General features: G+C 56.7%; 22 protein-coding genes. 13 read left to right on the forward strand and 9 right to left on the reverse strand.

Going from position 1 to position 23,300, the window contains the following annotated elements; translation table 11 throughout:
• The first annotated feature begins 27 nt into the window (after nucleotides 1–27).
• Entirely contained in the window at nucleotides 28–1,050 is a 1,023-nt protein-coding gene (locus O3S85_RS03465; protein ID WP_269537870.1) for a glycosyltransferase family 9 protein, read from the forward strand.
• A 77-nt stretch (nucleotides 1,051–1,127) separates the two neighbouring features.
• On the opposite strand, the gene O3S85_RS03470 is transcribed toward O3S85_RS03465, so the two are convergent.
• Nucleotides 1,128–1,676: a thioredoxin family protein gene (locus O3S85_RS03470; RefSeq protein ID WP_269537871.1), complete on the reverse strand. Its 549-nt coding sequence runs from the start codon at nucleotides 1,674–1,676 to the stop codon at nucleotides 1,128–1,130.
• 143 nt (nucleotides 1,677–1,819) lie between these two features.
• On the opposite strand from O3S85_RS03470, the gene nadB reads away from it, so the two are divergent.
• The 4 genes from nadB (at nucleotide 1,820) to O3S85_RS03490 (ending at nucleotide 6,060) form a co-directional block, all read left to right on the forward strand.
• On the forward strand, nucleotides 1,820–3,454 hold the full coding sequence (nadB, locus tag O3S85_RS03475) for an L-aspartate oxidase (protein WP_269537872.1): 1,635 nt from the start codon (nucleotides 1,820–1,822) through the stop codon (nucleotides 3,452–3,454).
• A gap of 27 nt (nucleotides 3,455–3,481) precedes the next feature.
• On the forward strand, nucleotides 3,482–4,342 hold the full coding sequence (locus tag O3S85_RS03480) for a YHYH protein (protein ID WP_269537874.1): 861 nt from the start codon (nucleotides 3,482–3,484) through the stop codon (nucleotides 4,340–4,342).
• Between the two features lie 169 nt (nucleotides 4,343–4,511).
• Nucleotides 4,512–4,967 carry a hypothetical protein gene (locus tag O3S85_RS03485; RefSeq protein WP_269537875.1) on the forward strand — a complete coding sequence of 152 codons (456 nt, stop codon included), beginning with the start codon at nucleotides 4,512–4,514 and terminating at the stop codon, nucleotides 4,965–4,967.
• 205 nt (nucleotides 4,968–5,172) lie between these two features.
• Nucleotides 5,173–6,060, forward strand: coding sequence for a phytanoyl-CoA dioxygenase family protein (locus O3S85_RS03490; RefSeq protein WP_269537877.1), 888 nt, complete (start codon nucleotides 5,173–5,175; stop codon nucleotides 6,058–6,060).
• Nucleotides 6,061–6,115: 55 nt separating this feature from the next.
• On the opposite strand, the gene O3S85_RS03495 is transcribed toward O3S85_RS03490, so the two are convergent.
• The 3 genes from O3S85_RS03495 to O3S85_RS03505 are packed head-to-tail and all read right to left on the reverse strand — an operon-like array spanning nucleotide 6,116 to nucleotide 7,145.
• Nucleotides 6,116–6,610 carry a dihydrofolate reductase gene (locus O3S85_RS03495; RefSeq protein WP_269537878.1) on the reverse strand — a complete coding sequence of 165 codons (495 nt, stop codon included), beginning with the start codon at nucleotides 6,608–6,610 and terminating at the stop codon, nucleotides 6,116–6,118.
• Nucleotides 6,607–7,002, reverse strand: coding sequence for a MotA/TolQ/ExbB proton channel family protein (locus tag O3S85_RS03500; RefSeq protein ID WP_269537879.1), 396 nt, complete (start codon nucleotides 7,000–7,002; stop codon nucleotides 6,607–6,609). The genes O3S85_RS03495 and O3S85_RS03500 overlap by 4 nt, the downstream gene beginning before the upstream one ends.
• Nucleotides 6,999–7,145 (reverse strand): hypothetical protein, encoded by a 147-nt coding sequence (locus O3S85_RS03505; protein ID WP_269537880.1) that lies wholly within the window; start codon nucleotides 7,143–7,145, stop codon nucleotides 6,999–7,001. Before O3S85_RS03505 ends, O3S85_RS03500 begins: the two co-directional genes overlap by 4 nt.
• A gap of 28 nt (nucleotides 7,146–7,173) precedes the next feature.
• Here O3S85_RS03505 and O3S85_RS03510 point away from each other — a divergent pair, with 28 nt between their 5' ends.
• The gene (locus tag O3S85_RS03510) at nucleotides 7,174–8,532 is read left to right on the forward strand and encodes a diadenylate cyclase (protein ID WP_269537882.1); all 1,359 of its coding nucleotides are present in this window, start codon (nucleotides 7,174–7,176) and stop codon (nucleotides 8,530–8,532) included.
• A 112-nt stretch (nucleotides 8,533–8,644) separates the two neighbouring features.
• A complete protein-coding gene (locus O3S85_RS03515; protein ID WP_269537883.1) occupies nucleotides 8,645–10,036 on the forward strand; it encodes a carbohydrate porin in 1,392 nt (463 codons plus the stop codon).
• 6 nt (nucleotides 10,037–10,042) lie between these two features.
• Here the strand turns inward: O3S85_RS03515 and tmk are convergent, their stop codons facing one another.
• A complete protein-coding gene (tmk, locus tag O3S85_RS03520; RefSeq protein WP_269537885.1) occupies nucleotides 10,043–10,687 on the reverse strand; it encodes a dTMP kinase in 645 nt (214 codons plus the stop codon).
• Nucleotides 10,688–10,843: 156 nt separating this feature from the next.
• On the opposite strand from tmk, the gene O3S85_RS03525 reads away from it, so the two are divergent.
• Nucleotides 10,844–11,218, forward strand: coding sequence for an NADH-quinone oxidoreductase subunit A (locus O3S85_RS03525; protein WP_269537887.1), 375 nt, complete (start codon nucleotides 10,844–10,846; stop codon nucleotides 11,216–11,218).
• On the opposite strand, the gene O3S85_RS03530 is transcribed toward O3S85_RS03525, so the two are convergent.
• Both O3S85_RS03530 and ispG read right to left on the reverse strand, forming a co-directional pair.
• On the reverse strand, nucleotides 11,215–13,458 hold the full coding sequence (locus tag O3S85_RS03530) for a S8 family serine peptidase (protein WP_269537888.1): 2,244 nt from the start codon (nucleotides 13,456–13,458) through the stop codon (nucleotides 11,215–11,217). The genes O3S85_RS03525 and O3S85_RS03530 overlap by 4 nt on opposite strands.
• A gap of 169 nt (nucleotides 13,459–13,627) precedes the next feature.
• Nucleotides 13,628–15,667, reverse strand: a complete 2,040-nt coding sequence (ispG, locus tag O3S85_RS03535; RefSeq protein WP_269537890.1) for a (E)-4-hydroxy-3-methylbut-2-enyl-diphosphate synthase — start codon at nucleotides 15,665–15,667, stop codon at nucleotides 13,628–13,630.
• Nucleotides 15,668–15,963: 296 nt separating this feature from the next.
• Between ispG and O3S85_RS03540 the strand changes: the two genes are divergently transcribed.
• From O3S85_RS03540 to O3S85_RS03550, 3 genes are read left to right on the forward strand one after another with little or no spacing between them, the layout of a single operon-like run.
• Nucleotides 15,964–16,503 carry a prepilin-type N-terminal cleavage/methylation domain-containing protein gene (locus O3S85_RS03540; protein ID WP_269537892.1) on the forward strand — a complete coding sequence of 180 codons (540 nt, stop codon included), beginning with the start codon at nucleotides 15,964–15,966 and terminating at the stop codon, nucleotides 16,501–16,503.
• On the forward strand, nucleotides 16,466–17,014 hold the full coding sequence (locus tag O3S85_RS03545; protein ID WP_269537894.1) for a PulJ/GspJ family protein: 549 nt from the start codon (nucleotides 16,466–16,468) through the stop codon (nucleotides 17,012–17,014). Before O3S85_RS03540 ends, O3S85_RS03545 begins: the two co-directional genes overlap by 38 nt.
• Nucleotides 17,011–18,420, forward strand: coding sequence for a DUF7305 domain-containing protein (locus O3S85_RS03550; protein WP_269537896.1), 1,410 nt, complete (start codon nucleotides 17,011–17,013; stop codon nucleotides 18,418–18,420). The genes O3S85_RS03545 and O3S85_RS03550 overlap by 4 nt, the downstream gene beginning before the upstream one ends.
• 6 nt (nucleotides 18,421–18,426) lie before the next feature.
• Here O3S85_RS03550 and O3S85_RS03555 read toward each other — a convergent pair whose 3' ends face one another.
• Together O3S85_RS03555 and O3S85_RS03560 are read right to left on the reverse strand one after the other, a co-directional pair.
• Nucleotides 18,427–18,771 carry a hypothetical protein gene (locus tag O3S85_RS03555; RefSeq protein ID WP_269537897.1) on the reverse strand — a complete coding sequence of 115 codons (345 nt, stop codon included), beginning with the start codon at nucleotides 18,769–18,771 and terminating at the stop codon, nucleotides 18,427–18,429.
• A gap of 27 nt (nucleotides 18,772–18,798) precedes the next feature.
• Entirely contained in the window at nucleotides 18,799–20,328 is a 1,530-nt protein-coding gene (locus O3S85_RS03560) for a matrixin family metalloprotease (RefSeq protein WP_269537898.1), read from the reverse strand.
• A 158-nt stretch (nucleotides 20,329–20,486) separates the two neighbouring features.
• Here O3S85_RS03560 and metK point away from each other — a divergent pair, with 158 nt between their 5' ends.
• Nucleotides 20,487–21,662: a methionine adenosyltransferase gene (gene metK, locus O3S85_RS03565; RefSeq protein ID WP_269537899.1), complete on the forward strand. Its 1,176-nt coding sequence runs from the start codon at nucleotides 20,487–20,489 to the stop codon at nucleotides 21,660–21,662.
• 87 nt (nucleotides 21,663–21,749) lie between these two features.
• Nucleotides 21,750–23,189: an adenosylhomocysteinase gene (ahcY, locus tag O3S85_RS03570; RefSeq protein ID WP_269537901.1), complete on the forward strand. Its 1,440-nt coding sequence runs from the start codon at nucleotides 21,750–21,752 to the stop codon at nucleotides 23,187–23,189.
• Nucleotides 23,190–23,300: the final 111 nt, after the last annotated feature.

The following is a 23,300-nucleotide window of genomic DNA, read 5'->3' on the forward strand; positions in this document are numbered from 1 at the left end:
AAAACTCTCCACCAAAACGACTAAGCGATGAACGAGCAAGGCCGAAGCTTCTATGAACAAGCGCGCGATGCGCGGCGCCTGCTGGTGCTCGATTTGGGCTTTCTGGGCGACTCGGTCCACCTGATCCCGGCGCTGCATGAGATTCGCCGAGCCTGGCCGGATGCCCAGCTCGATGTGATGGCGGAGACGCGCGCAAGGCAGATTCTGCAAATTGTTCCCGGGCTCGACAATGTGCTTGGTTACCCGCGCTTTCCGAAGGGGCCGAAGTGGTATGAGAATTTTGGTTACGTGAAAGACCTGCGCGCCCGCCAATACGATGCGGTGATCAACCTGAACGGCTCGGACCGCTCCAGTATTCTGACCTGGGCCAGCGGTGCAAAGTGGCGGCTGGGCCGCGTGCCACCAAAGCAGTCGGCGTTTTGGCCGCATTGTTTCACGCACACGGTTGATGTTCCCCACGGCGGTCGCCCGGTCTTTGTTCAGCGTTGGGAATGCCTACCCGCAGCGGGAATTCCCGTCAGTGTGGCACCGGAATTTGCGGTAACCTTGCCCGCGGAAGTCGTGGCGGCGGTGGACGAAAAACTCGACGGTGAGCACGGCTATTTGCATATCAGCCCTTGCACGACGCAGGACCAGAAAGAGCTGCCCATGGAGGAATTAGCCAAGTTGGTCGCAGCGCTTATTGCCGATAAAAGCGGCCCCAAGGTGGTCATTTCCTGCGCACCGAATGAGCGTGAAAAAGGCAAAGTCGCCGAGCTGCTTAAGCGCTTGCCGGAACCGCCCTGGCGGGTATTTGCCGGAGAGTTGTCGCTGCTGGAATTAGCGGAGACCATGGGCCGTGCGAGTCGTCATTTTGGCGGCGATTCCGGTGCTCTGCACTTGGCGCTGATGATGAACACGCCGACGGTGTCCTGGTTTCGCGATTACGAGGGCAAGGACGAGTGGCTGCCCCCGGGCGACCAGCATCGCACAGTGCTCGGACAGGAGTCACCCAATGGCCTGCAGGGGCTCTCGGCCGAGCAACTGCTTCGTGCGTATCGCGAGGTGTAGATACAAGAAGGCGTCGGCTCACTCGAACCGACGCCACTCCTGCTGCTAACTATTACTCTACTATACTGACTGAACTCTTACGATTTTTCCGGGCTGTTGATAACGCCCTCTAAAGTTTCTACATATTTCTCGGCTCCGCCGCGCTGATAGCCCAACTGGGAAATCATTTCTCCGTCGGAGTTTAGAACAATGATTGTTGGAAATCCTCTGACACCGTATTTTTTGGAGAGTTCCTCATTTTGTGTGGATAGTGCTTCCGTTTGCGGCTTATTGTTAGGGAAGTCCAAGTAAAGGCGGACGAGGTTTTTCTCGGCGTAATCTTCAAAGGCAGCCTGGTCGAAAACTTCCTTATCAAGCTTCTTGCACCAGCCGCACCAGTCGGAGCCAGTAAAGTCGATCAGGACGGCCTTGCCTTCCTCTTTCGCCAAAGCGAGCGCGCCCTGATAGTCCGTCACCCAGCCTTCGGGGACGTTGGGCTGCTGCTCCATGGAAATGGTGCTAGCGCCAGATTCGGCGGGCGCAGCGGCGTTAGACGGCGTGCCGGCAAATGCGCAGGAACCGCTGGTGTTGAGGACGACCGCTGCGGCAACAGCGATAAAGGCGAAAATGAGAAGCAGGTCTTTCATAATTTAATTCTTTGGTTAATATGACATGAAGTCGGGGAAAATATTCCATCCTTTCAAAAAAAAATCTGTAGCGTTGATTTTCTTCAGCGAATTCTACACGATTACGCGCTTTACTCGTTGAAAATTAACCATTTCTAGAATTTTTGAAGGCTTTTGACGTCATTGTTGTGGGCTCCGGCATAGCCGGGCTGAGTTATGCTCTGGGAATTGGCCGCACCGGTCGCCGGGTTGCGATCATTACGAAAAAGAACCGCGCCGAGTCCAATACGAACTACGCTCAAGGTGGCATTGCCAGCGTGACTTCGCAAACCGACGACTTCGAATTGCACGTGAAGGACACGCTCACGGCGGGCGATGGACTCTGTGACGAAGGCGTCGTGCGCGAGATCATCAGCGATGGCCCGTCGCGCATTCAGGAGCTGATTGAGCTCGGGGTGGACTTTACGCATCTGGGCGACGGTCGGGTGTCCCTGCACCGCGAAGGCGGGCACAGTAAGCGCCGGATTTTGCACGTGAAGGACCTCACCGGTGCCGCGATCGAAGCCGCGCTGCTGGACGCCGTTGCCGCGTGCAAGGAGATCGAGGTGTTTGAGCACCACATGGCGATCGACCTGATCACCTACGAAAAATTGCGCCGCAAAGGCATGTCGATGGGGCCGATGGCCAATCGCGTGGTCGGCCTCTACGTGCTTGATTCGCAGCAGGGCAATGTGGAGACGTTTTCCGCGCGAGTAGTCATGTTGGCCACCGGCGGGGTGGGGCAGGTTTACCAGTACTCGACCAATCCCGATATCGCGACGGGCGACGGCATTGCCATGGCTTATCGGGCCGGTGCCGAGGTGCGCAACATGGAGTTTATCCAGTTCCACCCGACCTCGCTATTTACCTACACGCACGAGCGTTTCCTGATCTCGGAGGCTGTGCGCGGAGAGGGCGCGGTGTTGCGCAATCTACAGGGTGAGGCTTTCATGACGCGCTACGATGAGCGCAAAGACCTGGCCCCACGCGATGTGGTGGCCCGCGCGATCGACAGCGAGATGAAGAAGAGCGGTGCCCAGCACCTCTGGCTCGACATCACCGATCAATCCGAGGAAAGCCTGCGCGACCGTTTTCCCACGATTTTCGAGGCACTGCTCAAGCAGGGCGTCAATATGGCCAAAGACCCGATCCCTGTCGTGCCGGCTTGTCATTACCTTTGCGGCGGCGTGAAAACAGACCTCATGGCGCGCACGAGCATTCCCGGCCTCCTGGCCTGTGGCGAAGTGGCTTGTACCGGCCTGCATGGAGCGAACCGACTGGCCAGCAACTCACTGCTGGAAGCCTGCGTGCTCGCCCGCGACGGGGTCACGACCACGCTTAAGCTGCTGGAGGAGACCACCGCTATCCCCAGTAAATTGCCCGACTGGCTCGATGGCGACATGCGCGACCCGGACGAGCGCGTCGTTCTCTCGCACAACCTCGACGAGCTCAAGCGGACCATGTGGGACTACGTGGGCATTGTCCGCACAACCAAGCGCCTCCGCCGCGCCAAAACCCGTGTGGCCAACCTCCAGCAGGAAATCACTGAGTATTACTGGAATTTCAAAGTCGACGCCGCACTACTGGAGCTGCGCAACCTCATTCAAGTGGCCGAGTTGATTATCGACTGCGCGCTGCAGCGCAAGGAGTCGCGCGGGCTGCACTACACGCTGGACTTCCCTGACCGCGCGCCTGACCCGTCGGATAGCGTGGTCCGGCTGCATTCTTCGATGAAAAGTGGCTCTTTGATGCAACAATAGGGAGCCTGCGGGGTTGAGCAATTTAAGATGAAACGCCTGACTCTCGCTACCCTGTTCATTGCCCCTTTCACGCTGTTCGCCCACGGTGACCATGATCACGATTCCGACGTGGATTTGACCGCGGTGATTGCGCAGGCACCCAGTCTCGGGGCGGTGGAGATCGAGCAAATCGGCGACTATTTGGTCATCTCGTCGAAGGACCAGCCGGCGCATGAGACAGGGCAATTTCCCAACCGAAAGAATCCCAACGCGATTGCAGCGCAGTCGTTTACCTTTAAAGTCCCACTGCATCCTGAGCGCGCCGAGCGCCCGATGGCTTACGACGGCTACTTGTTCGGCGTGGCGATCAATGGCGTGCCTTTCGACCCGGGCACGGGCGAGACCTGGAATGGCGACCGCCGTTGGCGTGAGGAGGCGATTGTCGCGGGCAATCCCGGCAAACTGGGGGTCGATCAAAACAACGCGCACGTCCAGCCCAGCGGCATGTATCATTACCACGGCATTCCCTGGGGGCTGATCAACGAGCTCCGCGCCAAAAATCCCAAGGCGGGCAAAAGTGAGCCCTTGCTCATCGGATGGGCGGCTGACGGTTACCCGATTTATTACCAGGAAGGCATGCGCTCGAGTTGGCGGCTGAAAGAAGGCCAGCGCGACGGCGGACCCGGTGGTCGCCATAACGGTGCCTACACCCGCGATTACGAATACGAGGCCGACTCGGGCGACCTTGATTGGCTCAATGGCCGCTACGGCAGCACGCCGGAGTATCCCGAAGGCATCTATCAGTATTACGTGACGGAGGAGTTTCCCTTCGTGCCGCGCTATTTCCTCGGCTCGCCCAATGAAGGCTTCCGCAAGCATCATCGCGCTATGGCCGGCCGCCCACGTTAGCTGGCGGATCGCGAATTTCCACATTCGCTTACAATCCATCTGTATGAATATGATCGATTAGATGCGAATGTGGAAATTCGCGATCCGCTTGCCCCCATCCGCGGCAAAAATCCACTCTGTGTGAAAATTGACTGGCCAGCGCGGCGGCGGTGCGCGAGCGTAAAAGGCTATGGCGAAAGTCGATGTAGATTTAGTGAAGATGGTGATGACCCGCACCGGCCTGGATGTGCGCACGGTGGCCCAAGTCATCGAAGAGATTAACCTCGAACTCAAGGCGCAGGCAGACGAAGAGGAGAAGCCGCCACCCGTGAAAAAGCAGTTCGTGATGATGGTTTCCGACCCGGAAGGCAAACTGGAGGGCGTCGACCTCGTTGGCTGGGTGCTGCAAATCCCCGAAGAAGACTCTGTATACGTGACCGAAGAGCGCCTGTTCCGCTGCGCCTACGAATACAACATGAGCAAAAAGGGCCGACGCATGCCGGTGAAGACCATCGCTGAAGTTTGCGAACACGCCCCCGCCCGCATCGCCAAAGAACAGAAAGTTTGGATCAAAAACAAGGAACCCGTCCTCCTCCTGCGCACGAATAACAAAGTGCCGATGGAAACGAAGGACGCCGGTTTCTAGTGAGGAAAAAGGAAACGATTAAAGGAAAAAGGTTTGCTGTTGGCTCGGTTGCTACCTGCCGCAAGCTCCCGATAATTCCTGAGTAGTCGGCCATACTTTTTCCTTTTTCCTTTAATCTTTTTCCTCCATTCGCCGCAGGCTAATGGTTAGCCTTTACCTGTGCGGTTGGCTTGTTAACGTGGGTAACAAATCAACCCCGTTGCCCATGATCGCTGACTGTCCCCTGACCGAATCCGATATCGAACATTTTCTCGAATACGGCTTTGTTGTCGTGCCCGAGGCGATCGTGCCGGACGTCTGCGATGCCGCGGTAGAGGAGGCATTCGAGCGCTGTGGCTACGACCGTCGTGATCGGTCCACCTGGGTCGAAAAGAAGATCCACCTCGGCATCAGCCGCTCAACCGCGATCGCGGAGATAGCCCCCAAAGCCTGGGCGGCTACATGCCAGTTACTCGGTGGCGAAGAGCGGGTGAAAACGCCCGCGAACTACAACAACGCCTACATTTTAAACCTTGGCGTTGGCGCGGATGAGCCGTTCCGCGCGCCCGGTCCGACTTGTCCAGGCTGGCACAAAGACGGGGATTTCTTCCGGCACTTCCTCGATTCGCCTGAGCAGGGCTTGCTGACGATTGTCGCCTGGAGTGATGTGAAAAGCCACGGTGGTGCGACCTACATCGCCACGGATTCCGTGAGCGTCGTGGCACGCTATTTAGCGCAACATCCGGAGGGACTTAAGCCGGGCGATATCCCGATGCGGGATCTGATCAGCCAATGCTCGCAGTTTGTTGAGGCAACGGCGAACGCGGGCGACGTTTACCTGCTACACCCCTACATGCTGCACTGCCATTCTCAGAATATGCTGGAGGTAGCGCGGGTCATTATCAACCCACCCGCCATGCTCAAGGAGCCAATGCAATTCAACCGTTCCGATGGCCGCTATTCACCGGTCGAGCAGGCGGTGCTGCGCGGATTGGGTGTGGACCATTACGACTTCCAGCCAACCGGCCCACGCGAGGAGATTATTCCAGACCGCCGCAAAAAGCAGATGCAAATGCTCGAAGAGGAGATGAGGAGGAAAAAGGAAAAAGATTAAAGGAAATAGCAGGCTCGGTCTTTCGAGATAGGGACGCTACTTTTTCCTTTTTCCTTTAATCTTTTTCCTTAACTCGCTGCAGGCGAATGGTCTCAAACTCCGGGAAATTGAGCAGTTTGTCCACGGGTTCAAAGAGGTGTTCAAACTCCGGCATAAAGGCGTCACCCTCGGGCGATCCATACACGCGGGTCAACAGTAACTCGCCGCACATGGGCAGGGTCTGGCGGTAGATCTCCGCGCCGCCGGCAATGAATATTTTGCGTTCGCCGGGATCGAAGGTTTGCAGCTCTTCCAGTGAGCGCATCAGTAAGGCCCCGGGGACGTCCTCGGGGCTGGCCTGGCGGGAGATGACAATGGTCTCGCGGCCGGGCAGGGGGCGTCCGATGGAGTCCCACGTCTTGCGCCCCATCACGAGCACGTGGCCCATCGTGGTGCGTTTAAAGAATTTAAAGTCTTCGGACAAGCGCCAGGGGATGGCGTTGCCGTTGCCGATCACGCGGTTTTCGGCCATCGCGGCGATGGCAATCCAGTTGGCGTTGGGGGTGGTCATAAGGTGACAGCGGGCGTTTGGAATTCGTCTTTGCGCTTGAGCACGTAAATTAAGAGCAGAACGCCAAGGATGGTGCCGATGGGAAAATTGAGCATCCAGATAATGGAATACACGATCAAGAAAGTGAAAAACCACGGTGCTCGATATCGATGGCCAAAGAGCGCGATGCCGAGCATTACCAGGCCAATCAAACCGATTATAAAGCCGAACGCAGTCGTGACCAGGGCAACCCCCATCCCGCTTGCCAAGGCTTCGGGCTCCGCGGTTCCGCCCTCCGACATTTCATTGAACGTGGTGAGCATACCGATAATCGTCCCTAAGAGACCGATGACTGGTCCGAGCTGCATCCAGGCACCGTAAACGGCTAATTTTCTTCCGGGTAAATCGTTCATGGTATCTCTTTTGTTACATCATTTGCCATCATGTAACGCTGGCAATGGAAATTGCGTAAATCGCTCATTTCTCCGTTGCGTTGGGAAAAATTGAGATCAATAACTTGCTGATAACCAAAGAAAAAGGTTGCCAGTAGAGCCATTTTGCCACAGGTTACTTAAAACTCCTCCATGCGACTAGACCGGTATATTTCCAAGTCACGAATCATCGACATCGTTAGCTCGGATTTGGAGGGCGCGCTCAAAGAATTGCTCGAAGTCTGCAAGCTGCCCGAAGAGGCGGGGATGACCAAAAAGCAACTGCTGGGCGAGCTAATCGAACGCGAGCAAACGATGACGACTTACCTCGGTGGCGGCATAGGCTTGCCCCACGTGCGTATTCCGATGAAGCGCCCGTATCAGTTCGCCATTGGTCGGTGCCCGCAAGGTTTGGAGTTCGAGGGACACGATGAATACCGCGAAATCCGCTTGGTGTTCCTGCTGCTCGCCTCGGAAAAAGAGAAATCTTATCTGAATGTATTGGCGTCGCTGGCGCGAACTTTTCAGGAGCCAGGCGTCGTCGAAAAGCTCACCCAGTCCAAGGATGTTGGCGAGCTTCGTGATTCGGTGGCCGCTACCTTTGGTGGCAGCAGCACGAAGCAGGGCACGAAGGATAACAAGTTTAACCGCCTCATCTTGAAGGAAGCGGTCAAGGTCGCCAAGGGCTCTCAAAGCTCGGCGATCATGGTCTTTGGCGACACCTTCATCGGAGGCGTGGACTTGACGGAATCCTTCGGCGATATGAAGACGATCCTCGTCACGCAGTCAGCCTCAGAGGCAACCTTTGACAGTAAGACCGTCACGGCAATCATCCCGGCGCGATCGTTCGGGCACAGCCGCTTATCACAATTGCGCAGTGCAATGTTGATCGGTTTGACGCGCGGTATCATCAAGCACAACGAACGCTTGTGCTGCGTGGGTGGCCTGCCACACAGCAACCAATTTGACACGCTGGTTGTGGTCGACGTGGAGCGTGAATTCCAATCGGTGCTCACGCGGCAGACCGATATGCTACCCGCCGCCGTCAAGCCCGAGGTGCTAGAGCGCGTGCTTGCTATCGCCACGGAGCTTTCCATCGAAGGCCGCGAAGGCAAGCCGGTCGGCTCGCTGTTTGTGCTTGGCGATTCCCAGCAAGTGCGCCCACACACGAAGCAGCTGGTGCTCAATCCGTTCTTCGGCTACGAGGCCGAGGAGCGCAACATTCTCAACCCGTTCATGGACGAAACGGTGAAGGAATTTTCCCTGCTCGACGGCGCGTTCATCATTCGTGGGGATGGCGTGCTCGAAGCCGCCGGCACGCTGATTCACGCCAACGAACTACCTCAGCAACTGCCCAGTGGGCTCGGCACACGGCACGCCGCCGCCGCGTCGATCTCGATGGCCACGGACTGCATTGCGCTGGTGGTCTCGGCCAGTACCGGCCAGGTGACGCTTTTCCGCCGCGGCCAAATGCTGCCGCTGATTGAGCGCAACTCCAGTCGCGAGCTCTAAATTTCCTACCTGCTTGTTGCCACAATGAACCCCCAGCCAAACTAACCGAAACAACGAAGGCAGTTTGCCCGGGGATTTTTGTGGTCGTCGATAACCCCAACCCCACGCGACCATGGATCATTCAAAAGCCTGGCGTCCAATGCGGCGCTTGAGCCTGCTAATCACGCTGGCAGCCAGCCCGGCGTTTGCCGCCTACACGCAGTATTCGGCGACCGCTGAGGAACGTCATGACGAGATGATGGCCTTCTTCACCGACCACACCGAGGCGACCGTTCCGGACTCCGTGCAAAGTTGGTGGGACTATAAATACATGCTCGGCGACGGCTATTACCGCGACGATTTGGCCAAGGAGGGCCTGACGCTGTCGCTGAAATTCGTCACCGACAGCCTGGGCAACGTGAGCGGTGGCCGCGACCAGGGCTTTACTTATACGGGCTCAATGGGCTTCGACGCCGACGCGGATCTGGAGAAATTACTCGGCATCGAGGGTGCGGATTTTTACGTTTCAGCGGTCTGGCGCTCGGGCACGAGCTTGTCTAATAAATACATCGGCAATGTCTTCCAGACTCAGCAGATTTATGGTGGGCAAAACCTGCGGCTCTATGCGTTTTACTGGCGGCAAAGTCTATTCGACGACCAACTGCTGCTCAAGGTTGGCCGCATCGCGCAGGGTGACGATTTCCTTTCCCGGCCGATCTATTGGAGCTACGTGCAAAACGCTTTCGACGGCAACCCGGTGTCGATTTTCCTGAACACGCCGATGTATGCCTACCCGAATTCCACTTGGGGCGGTTTCGCTAAATACACGCCCAAAGAATCGGATTTTTTCGTGCAAGGCGGCCTCTATGGCGGCGCGAAAACCCCCACGCAGACTCGCAATAGCGCGCATGGTCTCGACTGGTCATTCGACTACGATAACGCCTACCTGATGGGTATGTTCGGTTGGCGGCCAGGGATGAAAATCAGCGGGCAAAGTGAGCTGCCGGGGAATTATTCGATGGGTGCGTATTACGTGACCGGCCACTTCCAGCAATTCCTGCCAGCGCCGGCACCACCAGGCACGAGCGCCGAGGTGGAGGGCAAGTGGGGCTTGTATTGGATGTTTGACCAGATGGTCTATTCCAACGGCGTCAATTCGAATGGTGATAAGACCGGCATTACCCCGTGGTTTGTGGTCAGTATCGCGCCGGACGAGCGGGTGAATCAGATGCCATATTCGTTCTACGGCGGCGTGCGCTGGGATGCGATTCTGCCTTCACGTAAAGACGACTTTCTCGCGCTGGGCTATGTTTACGGCATGTTTAGCGACGACTTCGCCCAATCGCAGCGCAATCGCGGCATTCCGGGGCAGAATTTCGAGTCCGTCATCGAGCTCACCTACATGATCCAGGTCAACGAGTGGTTCACCTTCCAGCCCGACCTGCAATACATCATCAATCCGGGCGGCGCGCACCAATATAGCGATGCCTTCGTGTTGGGCTTCCAGTCATCGGTGCAGTTTTAAAGTCTTCTAGCCGATGTCGAAAATCTCGCTGACCTCGGCCCAGATCAGGTCGGCTACATCATGCACGGCCAGCGAGCCATCCACGACGAAGAACCGCTCGGGCATTTGCTCGGCGAGGATCAGGTAGCCTTTGCGCACGGACTGGTAGAACTCGATGTTTTCCTGCTCCATGCGATCGGGCAGGTCGCTGGCGCGCTGGGCGGCACGCTGGAGGCCGATTTCGGCCGGCACGTCGACAACGATCGTCAGGTGCGGCATCGCATCGCCAACGGCGAAGCTGTTTATTGCGCTCACGGGATCTTCGGACAGCTGGCGGGCCACGCCCTGGTAAACTGTGGTCGAGTCGAGGAAGCGGTCGCAGAGGATGACTTTGCCTTCCTTGAGGGCCGGGATGATCACCTCGCGCACGAGTTGGGCGCGGCTGGCGGCAAAGAGCAGCAGCTCGGTCTCGGGGCACATGCCGAAGCCAGCGTCGGCGTGCTTGAGCAAGTGGCGGATTTCTTCGCCGATGGCGGTGCCACCGGGCTCGCGGGTCAGCAGAACTTCGCGTCCGGCTGCTCGAATTTTATCGGCGAGTTGGGCGATTTGCGTGCTTTTGCCGCTGCCTTCCGAGCCTTCAAAGGAGATGAGGATGCCTCCGTTTTCCGTCATTTAGGGAAGAAAACAATTCGGGCAGGGCGCCACAAGGTTTTTAGAACGGTTTTCGGGCGTTGGCCTGCTTTGCTTGGTCTTTCGTTGTGGAGAACGCCTGCCGATACTCCGAAAAACCGCTTGCCAAGTGCGGGGCCAATGATTTCCTAGGGCGTCATGGAATTGGCTGACTACCTGCCCGTATTGATTCAGATTTTGCTCGCTGTGGTGATTGCTGCGGCGATCCTGACGGCGAGTCACATCTTTGGCCAGCGCGCGCGCGGCAACTACGCGAAGGACGCCGCCTACGAGTGCGGTATGCTGGAGGAAAGTAAGCCACACCCGAAGTTTAGCGTGAAATTCTATGTCGTCGCGATGCTGTTCATCCTGTTCGACATCGAGATGGTCTTCATGATTCCGTGGGTGCTCGTTTACCGTGAGCTACTCGCTGTGGGTGTGCTTGATTTCTGGCCGATTCTGTTCTTCCTCTTCATTCTGACCCTTGGCTTGGTCTATGAAATGAAGAAGAAGGGCCTTGAGTGGGAGCGCTAATTCGCTGGTAAAATCTCCAGTCGGTAAAAGCAGAAGTCGCCTTCGCCCAAGCCGCCCACGGTAACGCTTTCAGTGCCGTCGCCATTGGATACCGGCGAGCCAATCTGCTCCAGTGCGCTGGCGCCGGTTTGCCAGTCTGCCAGATCGTCGCTGCAATAGACCTTATAAGTCACACCGCCAACGGTGTAGCCATCGACCGTTGAGCCGGTGCCCGAGCCTTCCAATCGGCGAAAGGTGAACAACAGACGATCGTTGTCTTCCTCGACTTTTGGCAGTTTAGTGCGCGCCTCCTCGGGGTCGTTATAGGAGCCGCCCGTGCCGTAGTTGACGATGTCGGAAATGCCGTCGCTGTTCGTATCCTGTTCGGCCAGGGTTTCCACGCTTTGGCCGAGGCCGAGGTTCTCGAAAATCCAGTGCTCCAGCTCGTTGCCGACGGTGAGGGTCCAGGTTTGCTCGTCGGAACCGGCGAGATTGCTCGCCGTCAAGGTGACGGTGTATTCGCCGGTGGCGTCAGGCTGGCCGGTGATTTCGCCCGTGGCCGCGTCTAGGCTCAGGCTGCCGGGCAATACAGTGGCGGTAAACGCTGTTGGGTAATTGGCAGCCGTGACGTCGAAGTCGAACGCCGCGCCGAGGAAACCCTGTGCCGAGGCCATGCTGGTGATCACTGGCGGCAGCAGGCCGTCGAAGAGGAAATCGTTCAAATTAACGCGCCCGCCGGAAACCGCTTTGCCCTCCAGATAAGTGACCGGCGTCACCGTGGCGAGTAGCATTGCTTTGATCTCGGCAGTGGTCAGCTCGGGCCGCAGTTGCATCATGAGCGCGACGCAACCCGCCACTTGCGGTGCTGCCATGGAGGTGCCACTCAGGTAGCCGTAGCGGTTGCTGGGCAACGTGCTGAGAATGCTGGATCCCGGCGCGGAGAGGTCCACGGTTTCGAGGCCGTAGTTGCTGTAGTAGGCGAGGTTGTCACTGGCCGTGTGCGCGCCGACGGCAATGATATTGGGCTCCTCACTAGAGGTCGGTATGTGAGAATTTATGTCGGTGTCCAAGCCGTCATTGCCAGCCGAAGCGATAAACGGCGTGTCGGTCATGGCGATGTATTCGCTGATCAGCGGGTGAACGCTGCCCAGTGCGCCCCAGGAATTACTGGTAATATCTGCGCCCATGAACGCGGCGTAGTAGATGCTGTTGAGGGCGTCGGAGAGCGAGCCGGAACCGGAGGCACTCAAAAATTTCAGGCCCATGAGCTTGGTTCGCCAGGCGACACCACTGACGCCGACGCCGTTGTTACCGACGGCGGCAATGATGCCTGCGCAGTGGGTGCCGTGCTGATTGTCGTCCATGGGGTCCCCGTCGTCGTTGGCGAAATCATAGCCGTGATAGTCGTCGATGAGGCCGTTTTCGTCGTCGTCAATGCCGTTGCCTTCTATCTCACCTGTGTTGGTCCACATGTTTGCAGCGAGGTCCTCGTGCAGGTGGTCGATGCCGCTATCGATCACGGCCACCACGACGTCGTCCGCGTGATTCAGCATGTCCCAAGCCTCGGTAGAATCCATGTCCGGATCTTTGGCGTGGGTTGAATTATGGCACCATTGGTTGGAGAAAAGCGGGTCGTCGGGCGTTGCGGTCGCAAACACGATTACGTCGAGGCTGGTCTGCTCAATGCCTTCGGCCTGGATTTGCTGAATGCTCAGCCCGAGCTGCTCCAGCGCGTCGAGCGATGGCTCCGGGCCACTGATCAACAACAGCCCAGGGGCCCAAAGCTGGCGGCGGACGCTGAGCCCGGCGTCGACCAAGGCGGCCATGGTGTCGTCAATGCTGGCGGGGTCCGCTTGCACGATTAGGTGGTCGGCCACCGCGACTTCGTCTCGCAAAAATTCGCTGTGTTCGTCCCAGATTGTTTTGACGCGCCAATGCGGATATTTTTCAGGGGTGCGGTAGAGGCGCGTTTCCTCCCGGCCGCCTGTGGCGCTGGTTTCGATGCGGGTGGCGAACTCGGCGGAGCGCGAAAGAATGTCAGCCAACACCGGGTTGCGCGCCGATAGATCACGGCGATTGGTTTGGGGCGCAGGCCAGGTCGAGGTGGCCTCGACAGCGGAGGCCATGTTGCAGCGCTTGTCCGATTGTGCGGCTTTCGTGCAGGGCTCTGAGTTGCGCGAAGCTTCTTGGCCCCAAACAAGCCATAGCGTAAACAAGGCGGTGAGTATTAAGCAGCCGCCAAGCTGGAAAATGCGCTTCATGAACACAGGGGATATTATACCACAGGAGTCTTAACGCGGCATTAAATTTCGGCTGGCGGCAGGTTTTAATTCATATTTACAAAGCCATTGGTGCACAAAAAACGCTGACTAATCTCTAGTCAGCGTTTTGGGGAAACTTTGGGATCTAGTATGCTAGATGAGAAAAGCTCTACACTTGAGCAGCCTCTTCGACGGCTTCGGGTTCGACCCATTTGCCGTGCTCGGAAATGAGGTCGACCAGGCGGTCGAGCGCCTCGACCTCGGGAATGTTGAACTTCACGCATTCCTTGCCGACGTAGAGGTTGATCTTGCCTGGGGCACCGCCGACATAGCCGAAGTCCGCATCTGCCATTTCGCCGGGGCCATTGACGATGCAGCCCATGACTGCGATCGTGACGCCCTTCAGGTGACCAGTGCGGCCCTTAATGCGCTGAGTGACCTCTTGCAGGTCGAAGAGGGTGCGTCCGCAGCTCGGGCAGGCGACGTATTCCGTCTTCGTGGCGCGCATGCGGGCAGCTTGGAGGAGATTGTAGGCGAGGGCGGTTGCCTGGTCGGCGCGGCCGATGTTTTCAACGGAAATCAAGTCGCCCATGCCGTCGACGAACAGGTTGCCCGCGACCATGGAGGCTTCGAGCAGTTGGTTACCAAAGCCGTCTTCTTGCAGCACCTGCATTTCCGGGGTCACGCGGACCCAGAGCGGTGCCTTGGTGCCGATTTCCTTCAGCGCGTCGCCCAGTGCGCGGTAAGCGCCGGTGGCGTGGGTGTCGCCCGGGACGCCTGTGCGGGTGAAGACGAGTCGACCGTCGCCTAGTTTGCGAATGGTTTCCGCCCACGCATGAACCTGTTGGGCGTTGGTGTCGATTGCCAAGAGAAAGTCATTTTGCACGGCCCATTGATGAGCGTGTTCAAGGCAATCTTCCTCATATTTGCAAATGAACATCCAGCGCACGTCTTTACTCCATTCCATCCCTTGAAGTGAGATGTCCTCGCTCATGCATTTTACGACGATGCATTCTACGGTAGTACCAAGTGCCTTGGCGAGGTTGGCGAGGTGCGGCAGATCGTCATTCGAGGCTACTTCCACCAGCAGGCCTTCGACCTTGGCGTCCTTGAACTTGCGGTTGATGTCGAGCACGTCCTTGACGATTTCCGCATGCTCGGAGAGCGGGCGGTGGGCCGGGGTGATAACGCGGGGCGGCTCCAGGTTGCCAATCGGGGCGTTGGCACCGAATGACAGGTCGACGATGTCGCGGCGCTGGTATTCGTAGAAATTGGCGTGCGCCTCACTGCGGTCGGAATCGGGCAGCTGGGCGGATTGCTCCCAGTGGGCATGCGCGCGTTTGACCAGCTCCTGGCAAACGGGGATTTCGTGCCAGGGGTCTTCCGTCAGGGAGACACGGACGGTGTCGCCGAGGCCATCGTAGAGTAGGGCACCAATGCCGACTGCGCTCTTGATGCGGGCGTCTTCGCCTTCGCCAGCCTCGGTCACGCCGAGGTGCAGCGGATACTTCATGCCCTCCAGGTTCATCTTTTCGACGACGAGGCGATAGGCCTGAATCATGACCTTCGGGTTGCTGGCCTTCATCGACAGGATGATGTCGTGAAAATTGTGGCTCTCGGCGATGCGAATGAACTCCAGCGCAGACTCGACCATGCCTAACGGCGTATCGCCATAGCGGTTCATGATGCGGTCGGAGAGGCTACCGTGGTTGGTGCCGATACGCAAAGCGCGGCCCAGTTCCTTGGCGCGGAGGACCAGCGGGCTAAACGCATTGTGCAGGCGCTCCAGCTCTTCCTCGTAGGCGGCGTCCGTGTATTCGGTGACGGCGAACTTCTTCTTGTCGGCGTAGTTGCCCGGGTTGACGCGGACTTTCTCCACGTGCTCCACGGCGACCATCGCGGCACTGGGCAAAAAGTGAATGTCTGCCACGAGCGGCACATGCTCAAAACCGGCGGCGGAAAACTGCTTGCGGATCGGGCCAAGGGCCTCGGCAGCAGTCTTGTTCGGCGCGGTGATGCGGACCACTTCACAGCCGACTTCCGCCAGGCGGATGCATTGCTTGACCGTGGCCTCGACGTCTTGCGTCAGGCTGGTGGTCATGGATTGGACACGGATGGGGTTACCACCGCCGACGCCGACGGGGCCTACCTTGACTTCACGCGTCTCACGGCGGGTGGCTTTAAAGCGGGAATGGCAATAAGGCTGCATAAGAAAAATGTGAACGAGCACTAGAACAGTAGCGCGGGGAAATATCAAACGGAAAGGTGGCCATCGCTATTTCATGCGCTTTTACCAAAAATCAGCCTGCGTATTCATTATCCCTTAACAGTCTTTATGGTAATATGGCCCCAATGAGATCGAGCCATATGCAGATGGGGTGCTAAAAATACCGTCAAAACCACGAATTGGAGCATTATCCTCTTAAAAACAGAGTCAAAAGGTCGTATATTCTTTAGCCTATTATACGCACTAGCCCCACTGCGTAAGACAACATCTAGTGCCAAATGAAAAACTATATCATTTCCACGAATATGCCTCAGCGGCGCTCGCCGGGGTTATCGCTCATCGAAATAATGGTCGGGATGACCATTCTGGGGTTGGTCATGGGCGCGAGCATTCTGGCTTTGCCGGAAATACGGCAGCTAAATTTTACCTCCGATAGCGTCCGCAGTGGTTACACCGTGCTGAATTCCGAGTTGGAGAATTTGCGCACGCAGACATTTGACCAACTTGCACAGGAGATTACCAGCTCCGGTAGCTCGCAGTCCGGCAGTGGGGGTGGTCTTTTTGGTGGTTTGGGAGGTCTTCTCGGCATCGGTGAGGAGGAGTCACCGACCGAGGTGAAGTCCAACTCCACCGCCACCGTCAATAACGTCGATTACGCCGTCACCCGGCAGTTGGAGTTCACGGATTCCTCGCAAGAGATTATCCAATCCACGGTGTCGATTAACTGGTCCGTCAAAAACCGCCCACACAGTATCGTAGGCCGCGCAATTTTCACCAAAGATGGTCTTTCGGATAAAAAGTTCAGCTCGGCAAACTAACGGCGCGCGTTCTGCATTCTCCCTGCCGGAGTTGCTGATTGCCTTGACCATTTTTGGCCTGCTCGCCGGAGGCATTACGGCGACTTTTCTGTGTTTCAGTAAAGGTCTCAAGGTGTCGATGGAGCATGCGGATCACGCTGCCCAGACCCAATTTGCCTTCGAGAAAATCAATAAAATGCTGCATTCAGTAAGCAGCGCGCACACGACCACGCCAACCAAGTTTGAGTTCACGACCGTCGATTTATCCGGTAACAAAGAGCGGCTCTCAATTTATTACGACGCTCAGAAGGAAGAAATCATCGAGACCGATGGCTCCACTTCACGCGTATTGCTGGACGATGTGCATTCGGCGAAGTTCACCTATTACGACCGTTTTGGCGCAGAGACCAGCACCCTGATTGACATCAATGCCGCCAAGTTGGAAATCGAAACCGAAGTCTCCACGACCAACGGTTCCAAGGCATACAAGACCGAAACTTCCATCATTACTTTCCGCAATCGCACACTATGAAATCGAACTTACCATCACGTCGCGGCTCTGTCATTCTGTTGGCGATGATCTTCAGCGCGGTGGCGATTTTATCGATCACCTTCTTGAGCCGTTCGCTTATTTCGCAACATCAGACTACTGTTCGTTATGGTCTGGGTTACTCGGCGTTTCATTTGGCGGAGTCCGGTATCGAGCTGGGTATGCACGCCATTGCCAACGAAGGCCTGGGTAGCGGTAGTTGGCCGAAGACCGCAGATTTGACCTGGGAATACCAAGACACCTCGCCGGTTGGCCAATATGGTTCGACGACCAAAGTGCGTATTGTCGAGCAAGGTGGTGGCGAGTATTTGATCACCTCACTGGCCAGCATTGATCTGGGCAAAAATCCCGTTGAACGCGCCGTAGAGACCCGGGTCAAACAAGCGGTCACCCAGGAGCAGGCAGACGAAAACACCGGCTCGGGCGTGTTTGCCTATGGCATGGTTGCCCGCGATTCCATTAAGCTGAACCACAACAATCCCGGGATGAAAATTTCCAGCTACGACAGCAACGTTAACAACGGCGTGCCGATTTGGGGCGTGAACACCGGCAGGTATGTCACCGTAGCGACGCCATCAGCAAACTATGGGGCCATTCAAGTCAACAACGCCGTCGTGCATGGCTCGATTCGTACGGGCGGCGGTAACATTACCTACTCTTCCGGCTTTAATAATCCAAACCAGCAAGCCCAGAATGCGACCATCATTGGGCCGGACTCGTCGCAAACGAGCGGTGTCGACAGCAATTACATTTCCAAGGATTTCGATGGGGAAATTCCGAATCCCGAGCTGCCAACAGATGGCGGTTACCTAAAATTGAGCTTCGACCAAAACTACTGGCAAAACACCAAGGATATTACTTTAGGGAACTCGCTGACGCCGACATGGGTGAATACCGAGCGCATCAGCACGAATCAAAACGCCACGCTGACCATTGTGGGTGATGTGGTGATCGATGCTCAGCGCAATTTGAACCTTGGTGGGAGTATTGATATCAAGCCCGGTGCCAGCCTGACGATCATGGCGGGTGAGAACATGCACGTGAATGCCAACTACATCGACCAGCAGTTCCCGTCGCAGTTTCAGCTAATTGCCAAGAACAGCCAGGACGTCGTGCTGAACAACTTCGATGTTTTTACCGGTGTGGTGAATGCGCCAAACTCAAACGTCCGTCTGGCAGGGGTTGGCGGCACGCCCAAGGCCCAGTTTCGGGGAGCCGTGGTTGCCAAATACATCGAAGTCACCAATGGCGTCGAGTTTTACTACGATGTCAACCTGGGCGATGGAGCGACTGACGACAGCGGTGACTATAGCGATGGTCAAGAGGAAGTCGGAGAATTGGAGCTCATTAGCTGGGCCGAGATTTCGCCTTCCAAAGCGCTGAAGTAGGCTACGTTAATCGATGCGCCTCAGGCGGTAAAAAGTCGGTTCATTGCTGTCGCTTTGGAAATCCAATCCGGCTTCGGTCTCATTGTTGACCACCTGCATGAGCGTGACTGGGGTGAACGTCTTTAGGTCCGTTGAGCTGCTTAGCTCGACCAGTCCGAATTCATAAAGTGACCATTCAGCGGAGCCTGCATTGCCCTTGGTGAACACAACTGTCGCGCTGAAATTGTCCGTCGGATCGGTGGGATCGGTCTCGCCGAGGAATTCCTGCATGTTGGTCTGGCCGTCACCGTCGAAGTCGTCGTCCGGCCCCATGTTGGCACCGGGGATCGTCTGACCAAAATGCTCGGTCATCCAGCTGTCCGGTAGGCCGTCGATGGCTCAGATGGGGTTTTGATCGAGGAACAAATTCTTCATGGAAAACGTCACTACTGGCGATTTATTAACGCCATCACTGACGCGATAGAGCATGCGTCGACCCTGGAAGAACGAGGTTGGCTCCGTGCTTAAGTCGAAGGACAGGCCTAAGGGCGTCAGTTCGATGCCGGTGTTGTCGTTGATGAAGGTATGCTGAATGCGCCCGGAATCGAAAGTGTCTAAGATTTCCACGGTCAGCTCGTCGCCATCTAGGTCGCCGACTGCGAGCCGATAGCGGTTAATTTCGTCGCTGAGGATTGGGCTCGGGGCGTTTACGAGCTTGAAGTATTGGCTGAAAGCGTAGGGCGGGTGATTGAGCGGGTGTATCAGATTCACGAATTGAACGTCCCAATCGCGGACCGATGCGCCGCGCCCGTCATTGCTGATGCGGAAATACATGGTGGCCGCTTTGAGAAAGGGGTCCGTTTCGTTCGGGTCTTCACTACTGTGCGAGAGGCCGATCACATGCCCCAATTCGTGGGTGAGCACTTGCTTGAGTTTCTCTAGCGATTGCAGAGACGTTTTCTCGTGGTCGAGCACCACATAGCCTTTGGTGGAATGGAAAAAATCGAACTCCCCAACAGTGCCGCCAACTGGCCCAATCGAGCTGGAAACCGCGGATCGTCCACCGACTCCCAGTGTGGTAGAGGCGTTGCTGATTTGGTCAAAATTATCGTGAAAATCGATCAGGATAACCTCGTCGCCGTAGATTGGAGTGGTGACTTCCCCGACCGTGATTTCGCGGGTGGACTTGATGAAATCCTCTTTGCCGATGATCTGGAAGCGCACTGTGCAAACGCCTTCCCACGCGGCTAGTGCTTCTTCCAGCGCTTCCAGGCATTGAGCCTCGGTGATGCCGGGTGGGCGTGTCGAGTCATTGTAGATAACGGGGATTGGGCGCCCACGGTCCGGGGCGAGAAAACGGCTCGGGGTGGTGTCGCCCAGTAAGCCCGTGCTGGTGGCATCTCGGGCGATTTTGGTGACGCCATAGGCGGTGAAGTCGACGCCGTCCTGCGGGTTGTCGGTGCAATATTCACGGATTTCGGTCAGCCAATATTCCGCGGCGTTTTCGGAGCTGGTCAGGTGGTCGGAATCCGGGTCGGCGGGGAGGGGCAACATACCATTGGGCACGATACAAAACTCCGGCCCATCCGGAGAATTGGCCAGCATGACGAGCGCCCGATCCTCGGGCGTTAGCGCGCTGTACATGCTGACGTAAGAATGCTCATTGCCGTAGCTGCCGCCGGATTGGCTGGCGTATAAGCGATCGGGTAGTGCGCCCTTAATGGTTTCATTGACGGTGATCAATGCCTTCGTGCGAATCTCACCCGTAGTGCTCAGATAGTATTCCAGATGAGAGATGCCTGCCACCGCGATGGCGTCCGCCTGTTCAACTGCCTGAGCGGCTGTTTGGCTCTCAGCGCAGGCTGCGTTTAAAACTGGTGCCGTGAGCCCAAGAGCAAACGTAATTAGTAATGCGAAACGGGTAGTCATTCGGTGCAAAATTCCGGTTAACGATATTGTATTTTTACAAGATCCGCTCGCGAAAGGCAATGATCCGCTCGATTTTCTAATGTTTATATCAACAAATCCAGATATATTGATTTAATGGCTTGATTTTCAGCCAAGCCTTCGCATGTTTTGGGACTCTTATGAGCAAATCTTACCACTTTTCTTCGGAATCGGTGGGTGAAGGTCACCCCGATAAAGTCGCCGATTACATTTCGGACAGCATCCTGGACGCCTGCTTGGCGCAGGACCCAAAGAGCCGCGTTGCTTGCGAGACACTCGTTAAGAGCAACGTGGTTACCGTAGCTGGCGAGATCACCACGAACGCCAAGTTTGACTACAACTCAGTCATTCGCGACGCCATTCGCGACATCGGCTACATTAACAACGACGACGTTTTCCACGCCGACGAAGTTTTCATTAATAACATCCTGACCAAGCAATCCGGCGACATCGCTCAGGGCGTAGACGCCGCTGCTGCCGCCGGTAAGGACACCGAAGAGCAGGGCGCTGGCGACCAGGGCATCATGTTCGGTATTGCTTGTAACGAGACGCCTGAGCTCATGCCCGCACCGGTCATGTATGCCCACCGCTTGCTGCGCAAGATGGCGGAAATCCGCAAGGCCGAGAACAGCCCTGCGCCATGGCTCCGCCCGGACTGCAAGAGCCAGGTAGCCGTTGCATACGAAAACGGCAAGCCGGTTAAGATCAACAACGTTGTTATCTCCACACAGCACGCGGAAGCCGTGACGCTGGCAGAGATCAAGGAGTTCCTGATCGAAAACGTGATCAAGCCAGAGCTGCCAGCCGACATGATTGACGAGGATACCCAGTTCCTGATCAACCCGACCGGCCGTTTCGTCATTGGCGGACCTCAAGGCGATGCAGGCCTCACCGGCCGTAAGATCATTGTCGACACCTACGGTGGCTATGGCCGTCACGGTGGTGGTGCTTTCTCCGGTAAGGATCCGTCGAAGGTTGACCGCTCAGCTGCCTACATGTGCCGCTGGGTTGCCAAGAACATCGTGGCCGCTGGCCTCGCTGAGAAGGTTGAGCTTCAGGTTGCCTACGCGATTGGTTATCCGCACCCGACTTCGATTCACATCGACGCATTCGGCACGGAAACAGTCGACACCGCCAAGATCGAAAAGGCCGTTAAGGAAGTCTTCAGCTTCAAGCCGGCAGACATCGTAAAGCAGCTCGATCTGCTGCGCCCGATTTACCGCGAAACCACGCACTACGGCCACTTCGCCAAGGAAGGCCTCCCATGGGAGTGCACCGCCAAGGCTGAAGAACTTAAAGCTGCCGTTGGCAGCTAAAGGCAAAATGATGAATGCAAAATTCAAAAACAAGAATAGCGCATTCATCATTTTTTGAATTTTGAATTTTAACTTTTGAATTAACACATGAGCACCGCAACAAAAACAACCACTGACTATAAAGTTCGCGACATCACGCTGGCCGACTTCGGCCGCAAGGAAGTCGAGATCGCTCAATTCGAAATGCCGGGCCTCATGGCCACGCGCGAAAAATATGCCGGCGAGCAGCCCCTCAAGGGCGTCCGCATCATGGGCTCCTTGCACATGACGATTCAGACCGCCGTGCTGATCGAAACCCTGAAGGCACTTGGCGCTGACGTGCGCTGGTGCTCCTGCAACATTTACTCCACCCAGGACCACGCTGCGGCCTACGTAGCGAAGAACCTAGGCGTGCCGGTCTTTGCCTGGAAGGGCGAAACCCTCGAGGAATACTGGTGGTGCACCGAGCAGGCTCTCACCTGGCCCGATGGCTCCGGCCCTCAGTTGATCGTGGACGATGGCGGCGACGCAACACTCCTCATCCACAAAGGTTACGAGCTCGAGAACGGCGAGAAGTGGGTCGACAGCGACTCCAGCAGCCTCGAAGAGCAGGTCATCAAGAAGCTCCTTAAGAAGATTCACGCCGACAAGCCTAACCACTGGCACAGCGTGCTCGAGGACTGGAAGGGTGTTTCCGAAGAGACTACGACCGGCGTTCACCGCCTTTACGAAATGCACAAGAAGGGCAAGCTCCTCGTGCCGGCGATCAACGTCAACGACTCCGTTACGAAGTCTAAGTTTGACAACCTCTATGGCTGCCGCGAGTCCCTCGTGGACGGCATCAAGCGCGCCACCGACGTGATGATCTCGGGCAAGGTTGCCGTGATCTGCGGTTACGGCGACGTCGGCAAGGGCTGCGCCCAGGCCATGCGCGCACAGGGTGCCCAAGTTGTTGTCACCGAAGTCGACCCGATCTGCGCACTGCAGGCCGCCATGGAAGGCTTCCGCGTATTGACCGTTGAAGACACCCTCGGCTGGGGCGACATCTACGTCACCACCACGGGTAACTTCGGCATCATCACCGCCGACCAAATGTCCAAGATGAAGGACCAGGCCATCGTCTGCAACATCGGCCACTTCGACAACGAAATCGAAGTCGACAAGCTCGATGACATGCCCGGCGTTGACCACGAGGAAATCAAGCCTGACCATCAGGGCGCGGTGGACAAATACACCTTCCCGAATGGCAACAGCGTCTACCTGCTGGCCAAGGGTCGCCTCGTTAACCTCGGTTGCGCGACCGGTCACCCGTCCTTCGTGATGTCCAACAGCTTCACCAACCAGGTCCTTGCTCAGGTCGAGCTCTGGAAGAACGTCGAGAAATACAAGCCCGGCGTTTACATCCTCCCGAAGAAACTCGACGAGGAAGTCGCCCGCCTGCACCTGCAAAAGATCGGCTGCAAGCTGACCAAGCTCACCGAAAAGCAGGCTGACTATATCGGTGTTACCGTAGAAGGACCTTACAAGCCGGAACACTACCGCTACTAAGCTGTAGCCCTCAGGCGATACTTTTCAAAGCGACCTCCGGTATAGGGGGTCGCTTTTTTTATCGCTATGGTTAATTATTCATTGGCTTGACTTAGATTGCTTGCAGCGACT

It is taken from the genome of Cerasicoccus sp. TK19100, assembly GCF_027257155.1.
Taxonomy (GTDB): domain Bacteria; phylum Verrucomicrobiota; class Verrucomicrobiia; order Opitutales; family Cerasicoccaceae; genus Cerasicoccus; species Cerasicoccus fimbriatus.

Bases quoted from the DNA above. Each gene is read 5' to 3' on its own strand.
- O3S85_RS03465 (WP_269537870.1), top strand. From the start codon at position 28: ATGAACGAGCAAGGCCGAAGCTTCTATGAACAAGCGCGCGATGCGCGG.
- O3S85_RS03500 (WP_269537879.1), bottom strand. From the start codon at position 7,002: ATGAACGATTTACCCGGAAGAAAATTAGCCGTTTACGGTGCCTGGATG.
- ispG (WP_269537890.1), bottom strand. From the start codon at position 15,667: ATGCAGCCTTATTGCCATTCCCGCTTTAAAGCCACCCGCCGTGAGACG.
- metK (WP_269537899.1), top strand. From the start codon at position 20,487: ATGAGCAAATCTTACCACTTTTCTTCGGAATCGGTGGGTGAAGGTCAC.
- O3S85_RS03490 (WP_269537877.1), top strand. From the start codon at position 5,173: ATGATCGCTGACTGTCCCCTGACCGAATCCGATATCGAACATTTTCTC.
- O3S85_RS03485 (WP_269537875.1), top strand. From the start codon at position 4,512: ATGGCGAAAGTCGATGTAGATTTAGTGAAGATGGTGATGACCCGCACC.
- O3S85_RS03540 (WP_269537892.1), top strand. From the start codon at position 15,964: ATGAAAAACTATATCATTTCCACGAATATGCCTCAGCGGCGCTCGCCG.
- O3S85_RS03525 (WP_269537887.1), top strand. From the start codon at position 10,844: ATGGAATTGGCTGACTACCTGCCCGTATTGATTCAGATTTTGCTCGCT.
- O3S85_RS03510 (WP_269537882.1), top strand. From the start codon at position 7,174: ATGCGACTAGACCGGTATATTTCCAAGTCACGAATCATCGACATCGTT.
- O3S85_RS03505 (WP_269537880.1), bottom strand. From the start codon at position 7,145: ATGGCTCTACTGGCAACCTTTTTCTTTGGTTATCAGCAAGTTATTGAT.
- O3S85_RS03480 (WP_269537874.1), top strand. From the start codon at position 3,482: ATGAAACGCCTGACTCTCGCTACCCTGTTCATTGCCCCTTTCACGCTG.
- O3S85_RS03470 (WP_269537871.1), bottom strand. From the start codon at position 1,676: ATGAAAGACCTGCTTCTCATTTTCGCCTTTATCGCTGTTGCCGCAGCG.
- O3S85_RS03555 (WP_269537897.1), bottom strand. From the start codon at position 18,771: ATGACCGAGCATTTTGGTCAGACGATCCCCGGTGCCAACATGGGGCCG.
- tmk (WP_269537885.1), bottom strand. From the start codon at position 10,687: ATGACGGAAAACGGAGGCATCCTCATCTCCTTTGAAGGCTCGGAAGGC.
- O3S85_RS03495 (WP_269537878.1), bottom strand. From the start codon at position 6,610: ATGACCACCCCCAACGCCAACTGGATTGCCATCGCCGCGATGGCCGAA.
- O3S85_RS03530 (WP_269537888.1), bottom strand. From the start codon at position 13,458: ATGAAGCGCATTTTCCAGCTTGGCGGCTGCTTAATACTCACCGCCTTG.
- O3S85_RS03550 (WP_269537896.1), top strand. From the start codon at position 17,011: ATGAAATCGAACTTACCATCACGTCGCGGCTCTGTCATTCTGTTGGCG.
- O3S85_RS03560 (WP_269537898.1), bottom strand. From the start codon at position 20,328: ATGACTACCCGTTTCGCATTACTAATTACGTTTGCTCTTGGGCTCACG.
- ahcY (WP_269537901.1), top strand. From the start codon at position 21,750: ATGAGCACCGCAACAAAAACAACCACTGACTATAAAGTTCGCGACATC.
- O3S85_RS03545 (WP_269537894.1), top strand. From the start codon at position 16,466: ATGGTCTTTCGGATAAAAAGTTCAGCTCGGCAAACTAACGGCGCGCGT.
- O3S85_RS03515 (WP_269537883.1), top strand. From the start codon at position 8,645: ATGGATCATTCAAAAGCCTGGCGTCCAATGCGGCGCTTGAGCCTGCTA.